The organism is Nocardioides sp. ChNu-153 (genome assembly GCF_030466625.1).
Classification (GTDB): domain Bacteria; phylum Actinomycetota; class Actinomycetes; order Propionibacteriales; family Nocardioidaceae; genus Nocardioides.
On record NZ_JADEVT010000023.1, the window covers coordinates 1 to 17185 of the forward strand.

General features: G+C 75.0%; 18 protein-coding genes and 1 rRNA gene. 10 read left to right on the plus strand and 9 right to left on the minus strand.

From position 1 onward, the window contains the following. Positions 1 to 123 precede the first annotated feature (123 nt). From rrf to INN71_RS17705, 3 genes are all read left to right on the plus strand, one after another. Positions 124 to 240, plus strand: a 5S ribosomal RNA gene (gene rrf, locus INN71_RS17695). Between the two features lie 502 nt (positions 241 to 742). Continuing rightward, positions 743 to 1432 (plus strand): hypothetical protein, encoded by a 690-nt coding sequence (locus INN71_RS17700; RefSeq protein WP_277501249.1) that lies wholly within the window; start codon positions 743 to 745, stop codon positions 1430 to 1432. A 69-nt stretch (positions 1433 to 1501) separates the two neighbouring features. Further along, positions 1502 to 1765, plus strand: a complete 264-nt coding sequence (locus INN71_RS17705) for a DUF4031 domain-containing protein (RefSeq protein ID WP_277501251.1) — start codon at positions 1502 to 1504, stop codon at positions 1763 to 1765. A gap of 6 nt (positions 1766 to 1771) precedes the next feature. On the opposite strand, the gene INN71_RS17710 is transcribed toward INN71_RS17705, so the two are convergent. From INN71_RS17710 to INN71_RS17720, 3 genes are all read right to left on the minus strand, one after another. Further along, entirely contained in the window at positions 1772 to 2347 is a 576-nt protein-coding gene (locus tag INN71_RS17710) for a hypothetical protein (protein ID WP_277501252.1), read from the minus strand. A 31-nt stretch (positions 2348 to 2378) separates the two neighbouring features. Next, positions 2379 to 3182, minus strand: coding sequence for an alpha/beta fold hydrolase (locus INN71_RS17715; RefSeq protein ID WP_277501253.1), 804 nt, complete (start codon positions 3180 to 3182; stop codon positions 2379 to 2381). 90 nt (positions 3183 to 3272) lie between these two features. Continuing rightward, complete coding sequence (locus INN71_RS17720; RefSeq protein WP_277501254.1) at positions 3273 to 3983, minus strand: hypothetical protein; 711 nt, start codon at positions 3981 to 3983, stop codon at positions 3273 to 3275. Positions 3984 to 4059: 76 nt separating this feature from the next. Between INN71_RS17720 and rlmC the strand changes: the two genes are divergently transcribed. Beyond that, positions 4060 to 5241, plus strand: a complete 1182-nt coding sequence (rlmC, locus tag INN71_RS17725; protein ID WP_277501255.1) for a 23S rRNA (uracil(747)-C(5))-methyltransferase RlmC — start codon at positions 4060 to 4062, stop codon at positions 5239 to 5241. A gap of 58 nt (positions 5242 to 5299) precedes the next feature. Here rlmC and INN71_RS17730 read toward each other — a convergent pair whose 3' ends face one another. Further along, a complete protein-coding gene (locus INN71_RS17730; RefSeq protein WP_277501256.1) occupies positions 5300 to 5701 on the minus strand; it encodes a hypothetical protein in 402 nt (133 codons plus the stop codon). Positions 5702 to 6005: 304 nt separating this feature from the next. On the opposite strand from INN71_RS17730, the gene INN71_RS17735 reads away from it, so the two are divergent. Next, a complete protein-coding gene (locus tag INN71_RS17735; protein ID WP_277501257.1) occupies positions 6006 to 6785 on the plus strand; it encodes a Rho termination factor N-terminal domain-containing protein in 780 nt (259 codons plus the stop codon). A 28-nt stretch (positions 6786 to 6813) separates the two neighbouring features. Here the strand turns inward: INN71_RS17735 and INN71_RS17740 are convergent, their stop codons facing one another. After that, entirely contained in the window at positions 6814 to 7641 is an 828-nt protein-coding gene (locus INN71_RS17740) for a sigma-70 family RNA polymerase sigma factor (RefSeq protein ID WP_277501259.1), read from the minus strand. 357 nt (positions 7642 to 7998) lie between these two features. On the opposite strand from INN71_RS17740, the gene INN71_RS17745 reads away from it, so the two are divergent. Next, the gene (locus INN71_RS17745) at positions 7999 to 8631 is read left to right on the plus strand and encodes a hypothetical protein (RefSeq protein ID WP_277501260.1); all 633 of its coding nucleotides are present in this window, start codon (positions 7999 to 8001) and stop codon (positions 8629 to 8631) included. On the opposite strand, the gene INN71_RS17750 is transcribed toward INN71_RS17745, so the two are convergent. Next, a complete protein-coding gene (locus tag INN71_RS17750) occupies positions 8628 to 9299 on the minus strand; it encodes a response regulator transcription factor (protein WP_301801423.1) in 672 nt (223 codons plus the stop codon). The two genes, INN71_RS17745 and INN71_RS17750, sit on opposite strands and share 4 nt — an antisense overlap. 225 nt (positions 9300 to 9524) lie before the next feature. Between INN71_RS17750 and INN71_RS17755 the strand changes: the two genes are divergently transcribed. Both INN71_RS17755 and INN71_RS17760 read left to right on the plus strand, forming a co-directional pair. Further along, the gene (locus INN71_RS17755) at positions 9525 to 11231 is read left to right on the plus strand and encodes an MDR family MFS transporter (protein ID WP_367619050.1); all 1707 of its coding nucleotides are present in this window, start codon (positions 9525 to 9527) and stop codon (positions 11229 to 11231) included. Then, positions 11228 to 11692 carry a MarR family winged helix-turn-helix transcriptional regulator gene (locus INN71_RS17760; protein WP_301801425.1) on the plus strand — a complete coding sequence of 155 codons (465 nt, stop codon included), beginning with the start codon at positions 11228 to 11230 and terminating at the stop codon, positions 11690 to 11692. Before INN71_RS17755 ends, INN71_RS17760 begins: the two co-directional genes overlap by 4 nt. 8 nt (positions 11693 to 11700) lie before the next feature. Here the strand turns inward: INN71_RS17760 and INN71_RS17765 are convergent, their stop codons facing one another. Together INN71_RS17765 and INN71_RS17770 are read right to left on the minus strand one after the other, a co-directional pair. After that, complete coding sequence (locus INN71_RS17765) at positions 11701 to 13410, minus strand: glycoside hydrolase family 13 protein (RefSeq protein WP_301801427.1); 1710 nt, start codon at positions 13408 to 13410, stop codon at positions 11701 to 11703. A 52-nt stretch (positions 13411 to 13462) separates the two neighbouring features. Then, on the minus strand, positions 13463 to 14836 hold the full coding sequence (locus tag INN71_RS17770; protein WP_301801429.1) for a deoxyribodipyrimidine photo-lyase: 1374 nt from the start codon (positions 14834 to 14836) through the stop codon (positions 13463 to 13465). Positions 14837 to 14919: 83 nt separating this feature from the next. Here INN71_RS17770 and INN71_RS17775 point away from each other — a divergent pair, with 83 nt between their 5' ends. Beyond that, positions 14920 to 15606, plus strand: coding sequence for a metal-dependent transcriptional regulator (locus INN71_RS17775; RefSeq protein WP_277501266.1), 687 nt, complete (start codon positions 14920 to 14922; stop codon positions 15604 to 15606). A gap of 253 nt (positions 15607 to 15859) precedes the next feature. Further along, the gene (locus tag INN71_RS17780; protein WP_277501267.1) at positions 15860 to 16225 is read left to right on the plus strand and encodes a hypothetical protein; all 366 of its coding nucleotides are present in this window, start codon (positions 15860 to 15862) and stop codon (positions 16223 to 16225) included. Between the two features lie 51 nt (positions 16226 to 16276). Here the strand turns inward: INN71_RS17780 and INN71_RS17785 are convergent, their stop codons facing one another. Then, positions 16277 to 17179: an NAD-dependent protein deacetylase gene (locus INN71_RS17785; protein WP_301801430.1), complete on the minus strand. Its 903-nt coding sequence runs from the start codon at positions 17177 to 17179 to the stop codon at positions 16277 to 16279. Positions 17180 to 17185: the final 6 nt, after the last annotated feature.

The window sequence follows — 17185 nt, forward strand, 5'->3', positions numbered from 1 at the left end:
CAATCGTCATGCTGCTTGTTATTGTTCGCGTCCACTGTCTGGTGTCTGAGACAACACACCATCCCGCTGCCCCCACACTTGACCGGTGGGGACGAGATGCGGGGATGTGTAAGTCAATAGAGTTACGGCGGTCATAGCGAGAGGGAAACACCCGGTCCCATTCCGAACCCGGAAGTTAAGCCTCTCAGCGCCGATGGTACTGCGACCGGGAGGTCGTGGGAGAGTAGGACGCCGCCGGACATTCTTTCCTAGGGGCTGTCACGACGCACCGCGTCGTGACAGCCCCTAGTCTCTTTTCTGGGGCGTCGCGAGCGCCCTGATCGCGACGTACGAGGAGACAGCCGTGGCAGACGACAGCAGCAAGGGACGTCGGTCCTCCGGTGGCCCCCGCCAGGGTGGCGGCGGGAACGGCCGGCCCCAGCGCCCGGGCGGGCGACCGGGAGGCTCGTCCTCCGGTGGCTCCTCGGCCGGCGGCGGTGGCCGCAGCTACGGCGGTGGCGGCGGCAAGGACGGCGCCGCGTCGGGTGGGCCGCGTCGTACCCCCGGAGGTGGCGGCTCCGGCCGTCCCGGTGCCGGCGGAGAGGGCCGCAGCGGCGGGGGAGCGCGCAGCGGCGCGCCCCGCGGTGGCGACCGACGTGGCCCCGGTGCGGGTCGTTCGGGTGGGCCCGGTGGCCCGCGCGCAGACCGCCCCTACCGGTCCGGCGAGCAGCGCGACCGCGTCGAGCGCTCGGTCGACCAGGCCGTGTACGACGGCCCCCCGCTCGAGGACGACATCACCGGCAAGGAGCTCGACCGCAACCTGGCCGCGCAGCTGAAGGGCCTGCCCGAGAAGCTCGCGGCCCGCGTCGCGCGTCACCTCGTGGCGGCCAGCCGCCTCATCGACACCGACCCGGAGACGGCGTACCAGCACACGCTGGCCGCGCGGGCGCGTGCTGCCCGCCTGGCGATGGTGCGCGAGGCCGTGGGCGAGGCGGCCTACGCAGCCGGGCACTACAAGGAGGCGCTCGCCGAGCTGCGGGCCGCCAAGCGGATGAACGGCGTGACGGCGTACCTGCCGATCATGGCCGACTGCCACCGCGCCCTGGGCCAGCCGGAGCAGGCGCTGAAGCTCGCCCACAGCCCGTCCGTCGCCGGCTTCCCGGTCGAGGCCAAGGCCGAGATGACGATCGTCGAGGCCGGCGCGCGCCTCGACCTGGGCCAGCACGACGCCGCGCTGCGCACGCTCGAGCAGGCGCCGCTCAACAACAAGACCCGCGCGGCCTGGGTGGTGCGGCTGCGGTACGTCTACGCCGAGGCCCTGCTCGCGGCCGGCCGGGACTCGGACGCCCTCGAGTGGTTCCACCGCACCCACGCCATCGACGGTGACGACGTCACCGACGCCGGCGAGCGGGCCGCCGCCCTGGAGAAGAAGCTGGACCGCTCCGGCGAGTGACGCCCCGGTCGGTGCCCCCGCAGGGCACCGACCGCTCCGTCCCCGGCGTCCGAGCCCTACGCTGCTCTCGTGGCCATCCTCATCGACCCGCCGCAGGTGCAGTGGCGGGACCGTTGGTGGTCGCACCTGGTCTCCGACACGTCGTACGACGAGCTGCACGCCTTCGCCGCTGCCCTCGGGGTGCCGCCGCGGGCTTTCGACCGGGACCACTACGACGTCCCGGACTCGCTGTTCGACGCCGCGGTCGCGGCAGGTGCCGAGGTCGTGCGGCCGCGCGACCTGGTGCGCAGGCTGGCCCGAGCCGGACTGCGCCGACCCAAGCGCCCCCGGTGAACCTGCTCAGGCGCCGCCCAGGTCCCTGATCTCGGCGGCCAGGTTGCGGCGGGCCGACGCTTCCCAGTGCTCGCGGGCGTACGCCGTGCGGAACAGGTGGGGGCGCCCCGCCAGGTCCTCCAGCACCGCGAGACGGCCCCGTCGGAAGTCGGCGTCGGCGACGGCGGCGTACTCCCGGCGCACGCCGGCGACGTACGCGGCGTACCGGGCCGCCGGCGCGGCGAGGATCGCGAGGTCGGCGTCGCAGAGGGCGGCCCCACGCGCGTCCCCCGGGGCGGTCGTGTGGTCGGCCGTGACCCGCACGAGGCGGGCCACCTCGTGGTGGTCGACGTCCTCCCCCGCCAGCTCGGACTCCGCCAGCTGCGCCGAGCGCTCCTCCGCCCCGGGTCGCCCGTCGTACACCGCGTCGTGGAACCAGGCCGCGAGCGTCACCACCCGGTCCTCGGCCCACCCCAGCTCCGCGAGCCGCTCGAGCACCTCGGTGAGGTGCCGCACGTCGTGGTAGCCGCGCCCGTCGGCGTACGCCGCCAGCAGGCGGTCACGCAGGTCGGCGCGGTGGGGCAACGGCCAGGGCGGGGTCACCGCACCAGGGTGGCAGAGCGGTCGGGGACCCTCAGGCCGCGGCGCCCGTGCGGGCGCGGCCGACGGTGGCGTCGACCAGGGCGACGATCTCGTCGGGGCTGTCGCTCATCGGCACGTGCCCCGCGCCGACCAGCGGCACGTGGTGGGCCTGCGGCAGGCGGTGGCGCGCCCGCGCGGACTGGCGGTAGGGGAGGATGCGGTCCTTCGTCCCCCAGGCGACGGTCGTCGGCACCGTGACGTCCAGACGGAACTCGTAGTCGAGCCCCTCCTTCGCCACCGCCTCGAAGCCCTCGCAGTGCTTGAGGGCCAGCGCGTCGCCGTACGTGCGGTCGCGGTCGTGCCGCTCGGGGTGGGCGTAGAGCGCCAGGCCGATGAGCCGGCGTCCGAGCGCCGGTCGGGCGGCGGCGGCCAGCCAGCGGTCGGGCAGCTGGGCCACGAGCCGGAGCACGGAGAGGATACCGAGCGCCTGGTACCGGTCGAAGCGACCGAAGAAGCCGGCCGGGCTCAGCGCGGTGACCGACCGGGCCAGACCGCGGGCGCCGAGCTCGAGGGCGATCGCCCCGCCGAGGGAGTTGCCCACCACGTGGGGGCGCTCGATGCCCCAGGCGGCGAACTGCTCGCCGAGGTGCTCGCAGGCCACGTCCATCGTGTACGGCACGCCGGCCGGGAACGCGGGTGACTCACCGAAGCCGGCGAGGTCCACGGCGATCACGTCGTACCGCTCGGCGAGCCGGTCGAAGACCGGACCCCAGGCCTGGCGGCGGTGACCGATGCCGTGGATGAGCACGACCGGCTCACCGGAGCCCTGGCGGGTGTGGACCAGCGGGGAGAACACCTGACGTACCTCCTGGAGCCGAATGTGACACCGGGAGTGTTACACCAAAACTGGCAGAAAGCACGCGCCGCCTGGACCCGCGCGACAGGTTCAGCCGACCGGGACGGTGAACGCCACCTCGAGCCGCTCGGTGACCACGACGTCGTCGAGCCGCACGTCGCCGTCACCGCCGTCGCCCCCGTCGCGCCCCGCGCCGCAGGCACCGTCGCCGGCCATCGCCTCGGCGAGGGTCTCGTCGAGCCCGAGGGTCACGACGGCGTCCACCATCCACCCCGGCGTGTCGACACCGGCGACGGAGACACCCGACGGGGTCAGCTCCAGCGCGCCGTCCTCGAGGGACGGCACCACGCTGGCGGAGAGCGGGATGGAGCCGAGCACGGCGTCGTAGGCCAGCTCGAGGGTGACCTCGCCGCCGCCGAGGTCGACCGTGGGGTCGGCACCGGCGAACGCCGAGCCCTCGAGCTGCTCCTCGACGAAGCGCTGGAGGCCGGCCTCGTCGAGGCGGGCGGTGCCCTCGACCCGACCGCCGAGGAGCTGCACGGCCACGGGGACGGCGCTCAGGTCGACGTCGATCCCCGCGGGCAGGCACTCGTCCTCGGCGGGCAGCGACTCGGCGAGCTGGCGGGGCCCCAGCTCGGAGACCACGAGGGCGGCGACCCCGAGGACGAGCAGCGCCGCAGCGAGGGGTAGGCGTCGGCGGCCGCTGCGGGGACGGTGGGCGAGGAGCACGAGTCCGAGGACGAGCGCGACCAGGCCGACGAGGGCGAGGCCGACCACGAGGGCCGCGACGAGGACGGGCATGGCGGCAGCATGGCACCCGGCGGCCCCCGTGATGCGCGATCGCGCCCGCGACCCGCGCTCTTGCTACCGTCGCCGGGTGGTCGGGACGGACGGCGGGGACGCAGCGGCGGGCGTCCGGACGGACCTGCTGTCACGCGGCACGCCCTGCGGCCACTTCGACACCGGCCGCTGCCGCTCGTGCGGGTGGCTGAGCCGTTCGTACGACGCGCAGGTGCGCGCGCTGGAGGACGAGGTCCGGGCCCTCGTGGGCGAGCGTGCGGACCTGGTCTGGGAGCCGACCGTCCGCAGCCGCACCGCGCACTTCCGCAACAAGGCCAAGATGGTCGTCGGGGGCAGCGTCGACGCGCCCACGCTCGGCATCCTGGACCCCCGGGGCCACGGGGTGGACCTGCGCGACTGCCCCCTCCACGAGACCCCGATCGTCGCCGCGCTGCCCGCGCTCGCCGACGCGGTGGCACGGGCGCGCGTCGCGCCGTACGACGTGAGCACCCGCCGCGGGGAGCTCAAGCACCTCCTCGTCACGAGCTCGCCCGACGGCGAGCTCATGGTGCGGTTCGTGCTGCGCTCGGAGGAGGCGGTGAGCCGGCTGCGCAAGCACCTGCCGGCGCTGCTCGCCGACGTCCCCGGGGCGCGGGTGGTGTCGGTCAACCTGCAGCCCGAGCACAAGGCGGTGCTCGAGGGCGAGCGGGAGCTCGTGCTGACCGACGAGGCGTCCTTGCGCATGCGGGTCAACGACGTCGACCTCCACCTGCTGCCGCAGAGCTTCTTCCAGACCAACACCGAGGTCGCCGCGGCGCTCTACCGCCAGGGACGGTCGTGGGTCGACGAGGCGGCGCCGAGCAGCGTCGCCGACCTCTACTGCGGCGTCGGCGGGTTCGCGCTGCACGTCGCGGGCCGCGGCCGCGACGTGGTGGGCGTCGAGGTGAGCGCCGCGGCCGTCGAGAGCGCCACCCGCAGCGCCCGCGAGCTCGGCCTGGACGCCCGTTTCCTGGCCGGCGACGCCACCAGCGCGCTCGAGGACGGGGCGGCGCCGGACCTCGTCGTGGTGAACCCGCCGCGGCGGGGGATCGGCGAGCGGCTCGCTGCCTGGCTCGAGGCCTCGTCGGTGCGTCACGTCGTCTACTCCAGCTGCAACGCGCGCACGCTCGCCCGCGACCTCGAGGCCATGCCGTCCCTGCGGCCCGTGCGCGCCCGGCTGCTCGACATGTTCCCGCACACCGCGCACCACGAGGTCGTCACGCTGCTCGAGCGGCGCTGAGGTCGCAGGCCCGGCCGGGGGCGGGGTCGGCCTGGGGCGGGGTCGGCCGGGGGTGGGCTCACCCGGGCGCCACGTCGTCGAGCGGCACGGGGCGCACCCGTGAGTCCGTGGCGAGGTGCACGACCTCGTGGCTCGTGCCCGCCCGGGCGCAGGCGTCGAGCAGGCCGCGGGCGTGCGCGCGGTCCTGGTCCGTCACGACGTCGGGGCCCGGGCGCGCCACCAGGAAGGCGAACCGGTGGGAGCCGCCGAGGACGGTCGCGTCGAGGTGGCGCAGGAGCACGGCGACCGACTCGACGTCGTCGGGGTCCATGCGCGCGGGCAGGTCGCTGACCTCCACGAGCTGCTCCAGGAGGACGTCGGTCTCGGCGTCGACGAACCCGATCCACAGCGCCGCCGCCGAGAAGCCCGACGGGCTCATCAGGCGGGTCCAGGCGCGCTCGAGGTCGCCCTGGGTGCGCACCACGAGAGGCGGAGCACCGGGGGGTGGGAACCGGCCGTCGGGCCGGGGGTCGGCCCGTGAGCCGGGGGGTGGCGAGCTCGGGGGTCGGTGAGGCCGGGAGTGCTGGTCGTCCGTCATGGCACCCAGCGTCGGCGGGCGCGACCACCGGCGCGACCGCTCCTCCACAGGGCCGGGAAACGTCCACAGCCCGGCGTCGCGGGGTCGTCGTCCCCAGGCCGGTCGGCGCGCCACCGGCCCGGGCCGCGCCGGGTCAGCATGGGTGGCCCGCGGCGCACCGTGCGCCGCGGAGTCGGAGGAGACGCTGATGTCGGCAGACGTCGCCGGGGCCGAGCGCCCCGCCCGTCACTGGTTGTTCGTGCTGAGCCGGGAGGACGCGCTGCGCGCCCGCACGGAGGGGCGGCTGCGCCTGTCCGCCACCGGGGAGGGACGCCTGCGGCGCACCGCCGCGGGGGACGGCGTGGTCGTCTACTCCCCCCGTGAGCGCAACAAGGCCGGCCCGCCGGTACGGCGCTTCACGGCGGCGGGGTTCGTCCGGGGGGAGGCGCCGTACCAGGTCGAGGGGGACGTGCACGGCTCGTGGTTCGTCGACGTCGAGCTGGACGCCGGCGGGGAGCCGGAGGTGCAGGGGCTGCTCGGCCGGCTGTCGTTCGTCCGCGACGCCCCGGGGTGGGGCGTGGTCTTCCGTCCGGGCTTCCTCGAGGTCGGCGCCGCGGACCACCAGGTGGTGAGGGACGCGATCCGGCAGTCCGGCTCGACGGGCGCGCTACGGTCGGGACCACCTGCGACAGCGACGAAGGAGGACGCCGTGGCGACCGAGAAGAAGCGTGACCCCGGGCCCAGCGTGAAGAACAAGAAGCTGTACGAGGACCTGCGCGACGACGGCGCGTCCAAGGAGAAGGCGGCACGCATCGCGAACGCAACGGCGCGCGACGGGGCCAGCACGGTGGGCAAGCGGGGCGGCTCGTCCCCGTCGTACGACGAGTGGACGGTCGACGACCTGCGCGGACGGGCGAAGGAGCTCGGCCTGTCGGGCTACTCGGGCAAGCGCAAGGCCGAGCTCATCGAGATGCTGCGCGACCACTGACCCGGCCACGGCCGGGGCAGGGTCGGCGTCAGACCGCCAGCACGGCGGGCGGGCGACCGGAGCTCGCCGCGTGGCGCGCCATCACGGCGCTGACGTAGGAGTCGCGTCGACGGGCGGCGCAGCCCCCGGGTCGCGCGGCCGGCTGCACGAGCTCGGGCGTGAGGGCGTGGTGCAAGGCGTCACGCAGGAGCACGAGGGCCTCGGCGCGGATCTGGGAGATGCGGGACTCGCTGACGCCCAGCTCGGCCGCGATCTCGGCCATCGGGCGCTCGGCGAAGAAGTAGCCCTCCACCACGACGCGCTGGCGCTCGGGGAGCTCGGCGACGGCCGCCACGAGGTACTGCAGCTGCTCCCGGTCCTCCACGAGCTCCTCGGGCGTCGCGGCGGTGCTGACCAGCGTGTCCTCGAGCGCGGTTCCCGTGGTGCTGTGCAGCGAGAGCACCTGGGCCCGGGCGATGTCGTCGTCGTTGGACTCGACCTCGGCGACGGAGAGACCCGCTTCGGTCGCCACCTCCTCGGCGCGCGCCGGGCGGCCCAGGGTGGCGGCCAGCTGCGCGCGGGTCTCGTCGAGGTCCCGGGCGCGCCGGCGCACCGAGCGCGAGGCCCAGTCGACGCTGCGCAGCTCGTCGAGGATCGCGCCGCGGATGCGCCGGGCGGCGTACCGGGTGAACGGCACCCCGCGGTCCTCCTCGAAACCCTGCGCGGCCTGCACGAGCGCGGTCAGGCCGGCGGAGGTGAGGTCGTCGCGGCTGACGTGGGCCGGGACGCGCGCCATCGTCTCGCGGACGATGTGGCCGACCAGGGCGACGTGCGACGTGACCAGCGCTTCCTGGTCGTGGGCTGCGTTCGGGCTCATGAGTCAATCGTCGGCGCGTCCGGCGCGAGAAGCACCACCCTGCGTGGTAATCGGGCTGAAGCGGCGCGCGGGTCGGGACCTTCGTCCCGGACCGGCTAGTCCGGGATGGTCATGCAGGAGGTCCCGGTCCCGGTCCGCCCGAAGGCCCGTGCAAGCGAACCTCAAGACGGGCTCAAGGGGTCCGGCGGCGTGCCCTGGACGCCGCGCCGCACCCCGACTGCCGAGGGCGGCGGTCGGATCGCCCCGCAGGAGGTCGACCGAACCCCTCAGGGCGACGGCGACGACGCCGATCGGAGGGGGGTCGCGACGGACGCGACCCGGCCCGGTGGGCCGTGCCCGTGGAGCGAGGAGGTGGGTGTGGAGGAGCTCTGGATGATCCTCTGGCGCGAGCGCGACCTCCTCGACGCGCTCGCCGACGAGCTCGCGGCGACCGGGCGGGCCCTCGCCGACGGCGGTGCCGGCCGGACCGGTGGCGCCGCGGCGGGGACCGGGGAGACGGACGCGGTGCTCGCGACCCTGCGGGGCACCGAGCTGCTGCGCGCCGTCGTCGCCGACGACCTCGCCGCCGGCTTGGGACTCGCGTCCGGGGCGTCGCTGCGCGAGCTCGCCGCCGGCGCACCGGAACCGTGGCGCCACCTCCTCGGCGAGCACCGCATCGCCCTCGTCGCGCAGACCCGGGCGATCGCGACCCTGGAGGCCGCGGGCCGCGGCGACGGGCTCGATGGCGCCGCGGCCGACGGCGCGGTCCTCGCCGCGGGCGCAGGTCCGACCGACGGGCCCGGTGGGCGACGTACCCCTGGGAGTCCGCCGGGGGAGGGCGGGGACGTCCTGGTGCTCGACCCGCCGTGGCGCGACGCCGGGGCCGCCGACGGCGTCGCCGGCACGGACGCCGGCCTCGCGACCGTCGTCGACCTGCGCGAGCGCCGGCGCGCCCGTGCGGCGCGCGCCCCGTCGTACCTGCAGCGCAGCCTCGTCGACTTCCTGCGCTAGCGGCGCGGGGGCGGCGGGTCGGTCAGCCGCATCTGGGCGGCGATGAGCGCGGCCTGGGTGCGGCGCTTCACCCCCAGGCGCGCGAGGAGGTGGGTGATGTGGTTCTTCACCGTCTTCTCCGACAGGAAGAGCTCGTCGGCGATCTCGCGGTTCGTCATCCCCCGGCCGACCAGAGCGAGGATGCGCTGCTGCTGCGGGGTGAGGGCGGACGCGTCGGTGTCGGCGCCGCGCTGGGTGCTCTCTCGCAGCCGCTCCATCGCGCGGATCGCCACCATCGGGTCGATGAGCGAGTGCCCGCTGGCGACGGCGCGCACCCCGCTGAGCAGCGAGCTGCCGCCGATCTCCTTCAGCACGTAGCCGTCCGCGCCCGCGAGGACCGCGCTCTGCAGCGCCTCGTCGTCGTCGTAGCTCGTGAGGATGAGCGCCCGCATGCCCTCCGTCGCCGCCTTCACCTCCCGGCACAGCTCGATGCCGGAGCCGTCGGGCAGACGCGCGTCGAGGACGGCCACGTCGGGCCTGGTCGCGAGGATGCCCTCGAGGCCGGCCGCGACGGTGCCGGCCTCGCCCACGACCTCGAGGTCGCCGTCGGACTCCAGCAGCGCGCGGAGGCCCCGACGCACCACCTCGTGGTCGTCGACGAGGAACACGCGCACCGAGGACGTCGTCATGGACCCCACTCTGACCCGTCGCCGCCCGTTTGTCCCGTCCGGGCGGCCGGGAGGAGGTGGCGCGGCGGCGAGCGGCGGGTCCGGTACGGCGGACGGTCGGTCCGAGGGGCAGGTCACAGCGTCATTGGTTGCAATCTGCAACCATCGGCGTATGGTTGCAGATGACAACCAACGCCGCGTGCCCCTCCCGCGGTCCCTGACGCTGAGAGAACGAAGGTCCTGCCCATGGTGACGAAGCCGTCCCGGGCGGTCGAGGAACCGACCGCCACCCACCCCCACTCACCGGTCGACCCCGAGGTCCGCGCCGAGGTGCCCATGACGCACCGCGAGATCCTCACCGTGATGTCGGGCCTGCTGCTCGCGATGTTCGTCGCGATGCTCTCCTCGACCATCGTGACGAACGCTCTGCCGAGCATCGTCGTCGACCTCGACGGCGGCGAGGCCGGCTACACGTGGGTCGTCGTCGCCACCCTGCTGACGATGACCGCGTCCACGCCCATCTGGGGCAAGCTCGCCGACCTCGTCGACAAGAAGCGCCTCGTGCAGGTCGCGCTCGTGACCTACATCGTCGGCTCGGTCGCCGCCGGGTTCGCGCAGGACATGGGCGCGCTCATCGCCGCCCGCGCCGTCACCGGCCTCGGCGTCGGTGGCATGACCGCCCTCGTCATGGTCGTCATCGCCTCGATCGTCACCCCGCGCGAGCGCGGCCGCTACTCCGGCTACATCGGCGCCGTCTTCGCGATGGCGACAGTGAGCGGCCCGCTCATCGGCGGCTTCGTCGTCGACGCGCCCGGCCTGGGCTGGCGCTGGACCTTCTGGATCGGCGTCCCCGTCGCGCTGGTCGCCCTCGTCGTGCTGCAGCGCACGCTGCACCTGCCCGCCCCCGCCCCGCGCGCCGGCGGCTCCCGGACGCGGATCGACTACCCGGGTGCCCTGCTCATCGTCGGCGGCGTCTCGGTGCTGCTCGCCTGGGTCTCGCTCGCCGGCCACCAGTTCGACTGGGCCTCGCCCACCACCGCGCTCATGGTCGTCGGCGGTCTGCTCCTGCTCGCCGCCGCCGTGGTCGTGGAGAAGCGCGTCGCGGAGCCCATCATCCCGCTGCGCCTCTTCGCCGACCGCACCACGACGCTGGCCACCCTGGCCTCCGTCATGGTCGGTGTCGCGATGTTCGGCTCGACGGTCTACCTGTCGCAGTACTTCCAGATCGCCCGCGGCATGAGCCCGACCCACGCCGGGCTCATGTCGACCCCGATGGTCGTCGGCCTCTTCCTCTCCAGCGTCGTCACCGGCCGCGTCATCTCCGAGACGGGCCGCTGGAAGCGGTTCCTCGTCTCCGGCATGGTCGCCGTCGTCATCGGCCTGGGCCTGCTGTCGACCATCGACGAGACCACCTCGCTGGTGCGGATCGGCGCCTTCATGGTCGTCCTCGGCGTCGGGCTGGGCGCCACGATGCAGAACCTCGTGCTCGCCGTGCAGAACCAGACGGCCCAGCGGGACATGGGCGCGGCCAGCGCCCTCGTCACGTTCTTCCGCTCGATCGGTGGGTCCGCCGGCGTCGCCGCCCTCGGGGCGCTGCTCGGCCACCGCGTCGCGGACAGCGTGACCGACGGCCTCGCGCGCCTCGGCATCGAGGCCGGCGGTTCCAGCACGGCCCTGCCCGACCTCGACACGCTGCCCGGCCCCGTCCGCGACGTGTTCCAGGGGGCGTACGGCGACGCCACCGCCCTGCTGTTCCTCGTGGCCGTGCCGTTCGCCGTCGTGGCCCTGCTGCTCGTCTCGGCGATCCGCGAGGTGCCGCTGCGCACCACGCTCGACGTGGCCTCCGACGGGACCTCCGCCCCGGAGGCGGCTGACGCCGCTCCCGACGCGAGCCCGGCCGCACCGGCCGCGGGGGGCGGGGAGCGCCGTACCGAGGTGGGCGCACGACGATGACGGACATCGACCTGACCGTGCTCGGCGATCTCGAGCACGAGATCTGGGTGCTCCTGCGGCGCGTGCGCCGCAGCGTCGCCGAGCGCGGTCACGCCGTGGCGCCGGGCCTGTCGGCCCTGGGGTACGGCGTGCTCGACCAGCTCGCGCGCGACGGCTCCGGGCGGGCGGCCGACATCGGGTGCACGCTCGGGGTCGACAAGGGGGCCATGAGCCGCACGGTCCACCAGCTCGTGGACCTCGGCCTCGTCGAGCGGACCACCGACCCGGACGACGCCCGGGCCCTGGTGCTCGGGCTGACCGACATGGCCCGCGAGCGTCTCGCGGAGGTCAACGCGGCCCGCCGGTCACGCTTCGTCGGGGCGATGGCGGGCTGGACGAACGAGGAGCTCGCCGACCTCGTCGCGGGACTGACCCGCTACAACACCACCGTCGAGCCCGCCCTGGTGCAGCGCCAGGTCTAGCCGGGAGCTCAGTCGTCGAGGAACCAGGCGGCGGTGTCGGGCGCGAGGGTGCCCGTCGGGTCGACGCCGCTGCTCAGCACCAGCGCGCCCACCCCGTCGGGCAGCCCCACGGGCGCGCTGCCCGCGTTGAGCACGCAGACCAGCGGCCCGCGGCGGTAGGCGAAGACGTCGGCGCCGGCGTCGAGGATCTCGACCTCCTCGCCGGCGGTCAGGGCGAAGGTGCGGCGGGCGGCCAGGGCGCGGCGGTAGAACTCGAGCGTCGAGCCCACGGCCCCGGTCTGCGCGGCGACGCTGAGGGGAGCCCACCCGTCGGGCTGGGGCAACCACGGCTGGCTGCCGGCGGCCGCCGGCCCGAAGGCGTACGGCGGCTCCTCGTCGCCCCACGGGATCGGCACCCGGCAGCCGTCGCGACCGATGTCGGGCTTCGCCGTGTCCTTCGTGCGGAACCACGACGGGTCGGTGCGGTCCTCGGGCGCGACCTCGACCTGCTCGAGGCCGAGCTCCTCGCCCTGGTAGAGGTACGCCGAGCCCGGCAGGCCCAGCATCGCCAGGGTCGCGGCACGGCCCCGGGCCAGGCCGAGCTCGCCCCCGCCGTACCGGGTCACGTGGCGCACCACGTCGTGGTTGCTCAGCACCCAGGTGGGGGTCGCGCCGTACGGCAGCAGCGACGGAAGCGTCTCGGTGACGACCTCGGCGAACTCCTCGGCCGACCAGGCCGCCGAGAGCCAGTGGAAGTTGAACGACTGCTGCAGCTCGTCGGGGCGCACGTAGCGGGCGATCGCCTCGGCGGTGCGGGCCCACGACTCGGCGACGGCCATGCGCCGGCCCCGCGGGGAGTCGTCGTAGTCGGCGAGCACGCGGTGCCAGCGGCGGTAGACCTCGTGCACCTCCGGCTGGTCCCACATCGGCTCGTCGAGACCGGCGAGCTCGACCATCGATGCCGGGCCGTCGGCGTCCGGGTCGGGCAGCTCGGTGTCGGGCAGGCCCTCCTCCTTGAACAGGCCGTGGGCGACGTCGACGCGGAACCCGTCGACGCCCCGGTCGAGCCAGAAGCGCAGCACCGACTCGAACTCGTCGCCGACCTCGGGGTTGCGCCAGTTCAGGTCGGGCTGGGTGGAGTCGAAGAGGTGGAGGTACCACTGCCCGGGGGTGCCGTCGGCCTCGGTGACGCGGGTCCACGCATCACCGCCGAAGACGCTCGGCCAGTTGTTGGGCGGCAGGTCGCCGTCCTCGCCGCGGCCCTCGACGAACATGTAACGGGCCCGCTCCGGGCTGCCCGGTCCGGCCGCGAGGGCGGCCTGGAACCAGGGGTGCCGGTCGGAGGTGTGGTTCGGCACGAGGTCGACGATCACCTTGAGGCCGAGCTCGTGGGCCCGGGCCAGCAGGTCGTCGGCGTCCGAGAGCGAGCCGAAGAGCGGGTCGACGTCGCGGTAGTCCGCCACGTCGTACCCGTGGTCGCGCTGCGGGGACGTGTAGAACGGCGTGATCCACAGGGCGTCGACGCCGAGGTCGCGCAGGTGCGGCAGGCGCGAGGTGATGCCCGGGAGGTCGCCCACCCCGTCCCCGTCGCCGTCCGCGAAGCTGCGCACGTACACCTGGTAGACGACCGCGTGCCGCCACCAGGCGCCGTCCTCGGGCACGGCCGAACCGCCCGGGGTGCCGCCCGAGGTGCTGGGGGAGGGGGTCGACGGGGAGCTTGGATCGTTCACAGCGACCATGCCCGCCATCGTGGCACAGCGCGGAAGGCCGGGGAGCCGGCGGAGGCCGCCCTCAGCGCCGGATGGCCTCCCAGCGGTCGAGGGCCTCGACGCGCTCGGCCTTGTGGTCGACCATCGGCGCCGGGTAGCCGACCGCCGTCCGGTCCTCCGGGGCGGGGTCGTGGACGTCCGCGCCGTCACCCAGCCCCGCCAGCTCGGGCACCCAGCGCCGCACGTAGGCGCCCTGCGGGTCGAACTTGCGGCCCTGCGAGGTGGGGTTGAAGACCCGGAAGAAGGGCGAGGCGTCGGTGCCGCTGCCGGCGGTCCACTGCCAGCCGTGGTTGTTGGACGCGAGGTCGCCGTCGACGAGCCAGTGCAGGAAGTGGCGCGCGCCGTGCTGCCACTCCACGTGCAGGTCCTTGACGAGGAAGCTGGCCGTGATCATCCGCACGCGGTTGTGCATCCAGCCGGCGCCCCGCAGCTGGCGCATCCCGGCGTCGACGATCGGGAAGCCGGTGCGGCCCTCGCACCAGGCCTCGAACGCCTCGCCGGGCGACTCGTAGGCCATCTGGGCGTACTCGGGCCTCAGGTAGTGGCGGGCCGAGTCGGGGCGGCGGTGCAGCACGTCGGCGTAGAACTCCCGCCACGCCAGCTCCGTGCGGTAGGTGGTGCGGCTCCGCCCGGCCGAGCGGCCCAGGTCGGCCAGCATCGTGCGCGGGTGGATCTCGCCCCACTTCAGGTGCACCGACATCTTCGAGGTCGCGTCGAGGTCGGGCCGGTCGCGGGTCTCGGCGTACTCGTCGAGGTGGTCGGCGACGTACGCCGCCCAGCGCTGCGCCGCGGCCTCCTCGCCGGCGTCGGGCAGCCGCAGCCCCTCGGGCAGCTCCACCTCGGGGACGTCCGCCGTGTCCTGCAGCGTCAGGCCCCGCAGGCGGGTGGGGGCGGGGGCCGGGGCGTCCCAGCCGTGGTCGGCCCAGGCGCGGGAGAAGGGGGTGAAGACGGCGTACGCCGAGTCGTCGGCCTTGCGCACGCTCCCCGGCGGGACGGCGTACGGCGAGCCGGTGCGGACGAGCTCGACGCCGTGCTCCGCGAGGGCCTCCGCGACCCGCTCGTCGCGTGCCGCGCCGTACGGGTTGAAGTCGGCGCTGACGTGGACGGTCGCGGCGCCGACCTCGCGGGCCGCGGCGACCACCCGCTCGACGGGGTCCCCGTGGAGCACCGCCAGTCGCGCGTCGTGGGCGCGCAGGGAGGCGTCGAGGGCGCGCAGGGCGGCGCCCAGGTGGGACCGGCGGGAGACCCCGGCCGGGTCCCACAGCGCCGGGTCGAGGACGAAGAGCGGGAGGACCCCGTCGGCCTCGCAGGCGGCGAGCAGCGCGGGGTTGTCGCCGAGACGCAGGTCGCGGCGGAACCACATGACGGCGTGGTCGGCGGTGTGGTCGGCGGGCACCCGACCAGCCTGCCAGGAGGCGGAAGGAGCGGCCCCGGCTCGCGGTTCTGCGCCCGTCGGCGCCGTAGGCAAGAATGGGTCTCGTGAGCGATCTCATCGACACCACCGAGATGTACCTGCGCACGATCTACGAGCTCGTCGAGGAGGGGATCGTCCCGCTGCGGGCGCGCATCGCGGAGCGTCTCCACCAGTCGGGCCCGACCGTGTCGCAGACGGTCGCGCGCATGGAGCGCGACGGCCTGCTCACCGTCGAGGGCGACCGCCACCTCGAGCTCACCGACGACGGGCGCCGCCTGGCCGTGCGCGTCATGCGCAAGCACCGGCTCGCCGAGCGGCTGCTGACCGACATCATCGGCCTCGACTGGGAGCTCGTGCACGCGGAGGCGTGCCGCTGGGAGCACGTGATGAGCGAGACCGTCGAGCGGCGCCTGCTCGAGCTGCTCGACAACCCCACCGAGTCGCCGTACGGCAACCCCATCCCGGGTCTCGACGAGCTGGGTCAGGTCCAGTCGGCCGAGGAGTTCATGCAGGGCGTCGAGTCGCTGCAGGCCGTCGCCGGGGAGAGCGAGGCGCTCGTGCACGTGCGGCGGATCTCCGAGGAGATGCAGAAGGACGAGACGCTGATGAGCGCGCTGCGCCGCGTCGGCGCCCTGCCCGACAAGACCGTCACGGTCGTCGCCACCTCCGAGGGCGTGCTCGTCGGCTCCGGCGGCGAGACCGCCGAGATCTTCCCCGAGGCGGCCGAGCACATCTTCGTGCGCCGCAGTTGAGCGCCGTCGGGCCGGTCCTGGGCGGGAACGGAGGATTTCCAGAGGTTCCCTTGAGGTCGGGGCGGTCGTTCGTCGGTAGCGTCGTGCGTGCGTCGCCCCTCGCGGGGAGGGTGAGGGGCGACGCGAACACCGGCCCGGCACGCCACCCGTCCGCGGGGAGGAGCGTGGTCCAGACCGGTGTGACCCCCACCTGGTCGGTTCGTTGAGGTCGGCGCCGAGGGTGAGGGCCCCTCGCCGGCCGGGAGGACCACCTGTGGAGACGATCGACATCGTTCTCTCGCCGTTCGCGCGGCGCGCGCGCAGCGTCGTCCTGGCCCACGGCGCCACCCGCCTCACCCGTGGCCTGGAGCCCGGGGAGACCGTCGTCCTGCGCGACGAGCAGGGAGAGCTCCACACCGCGCACGTCGCCGACCTCGACTTCGACCTCGAGGAGACCTACTACCGCCTCGCGCTCGACGGCCCGGCGACCGGGCCGGGCAGTCCCGCGTCCGCGCCGGCCGAGCCCGGCTCCGACGACGACCTCGCACGCGTCGAGGAGCTGCTGCGCCGGGCACGCGAGGAGGGGCTCGCGCCGCCCGCCCGGCGGCCCTCGCCGGGGCCGATGGCCGCCGCGCGCTAGGCCGGGGCTGGATCGGAACTGGGGCTGGCTCGGGGCTGGGTCGGGGCCGGATCAGGGCTGGACCAGGTCGACCAGGAACGGCGTGCAGCCCGCCTCCACGGCGTACGTCGCGAGCTCGTCGCCGCGCGTCGCCCCCCGGTTGACCACGACGACCGGCAGGCCCGCCTTGGCGGCGCGGCGCACGAACCGGAAGCCGCTCATCACGGTCAGGGACGTGCCCACCGCCAGGAGGGCGCCGTCGGCCGGGTCGAGGGCGTCGAGGGCGGCGAAGCACCGCTCCACGCGCGCGGCGGGCACGTTCTCGCCGAAGAAGACGACGTCGGGCTTGAGCACCCCGCCGCACGCCTCGCACGGCGGGACGACGAAGTCGCGGGTCTCCTCCAGCGCCACGTCGCCGTCGGGACGGACCTCCACGTCGGCGTGCCGCTCGGTCCAGCCCGGGTTGGCCGCGGCCATCCGCTGCTGCAGGGCGACGCGCGTCGACGTACGGCGGCAGTCGAGGCACACGACGTCGGCGATGCGGCCGTGGAGGGCGACGACCCGGCGGGTGCCGGCCGCCTCGTGGAGGCCGTCGACGTTCTGGGTGACGAGCAGCTCGGGGTCGAGCCGGGCGAGGGCGTGGTGGCCCGCGTTGGGCTCGGCGTGCCGCATGCGGGCCCAGCCGAGGTGGCTGCGCGCCCAGTAGCGCTGCCGGGCCGCCTCGCCGGAGACGAAGTCGCCGTAGGTCATCGGCGTCGGGCGCGGGGGCAGGCCCTCGGCGACCGGGCCCCGGTAGTCGGGGATGCCCGAGTCCGTCGAGAGGCCCGCGCCGCCGAGCACGACGAGGCGCCGGCCGGCGAGCAGGTCGAGGGCGGCGCCGCGGTGCTCGGGCGCGGCCGAGCGGCCGGTCGTCGCGGCGGTGGCCGGGGCGGCCGGGGTGGCCGGGGTGGTGGCCGGGGTGGGGCTGGGGGTCACGGCGCC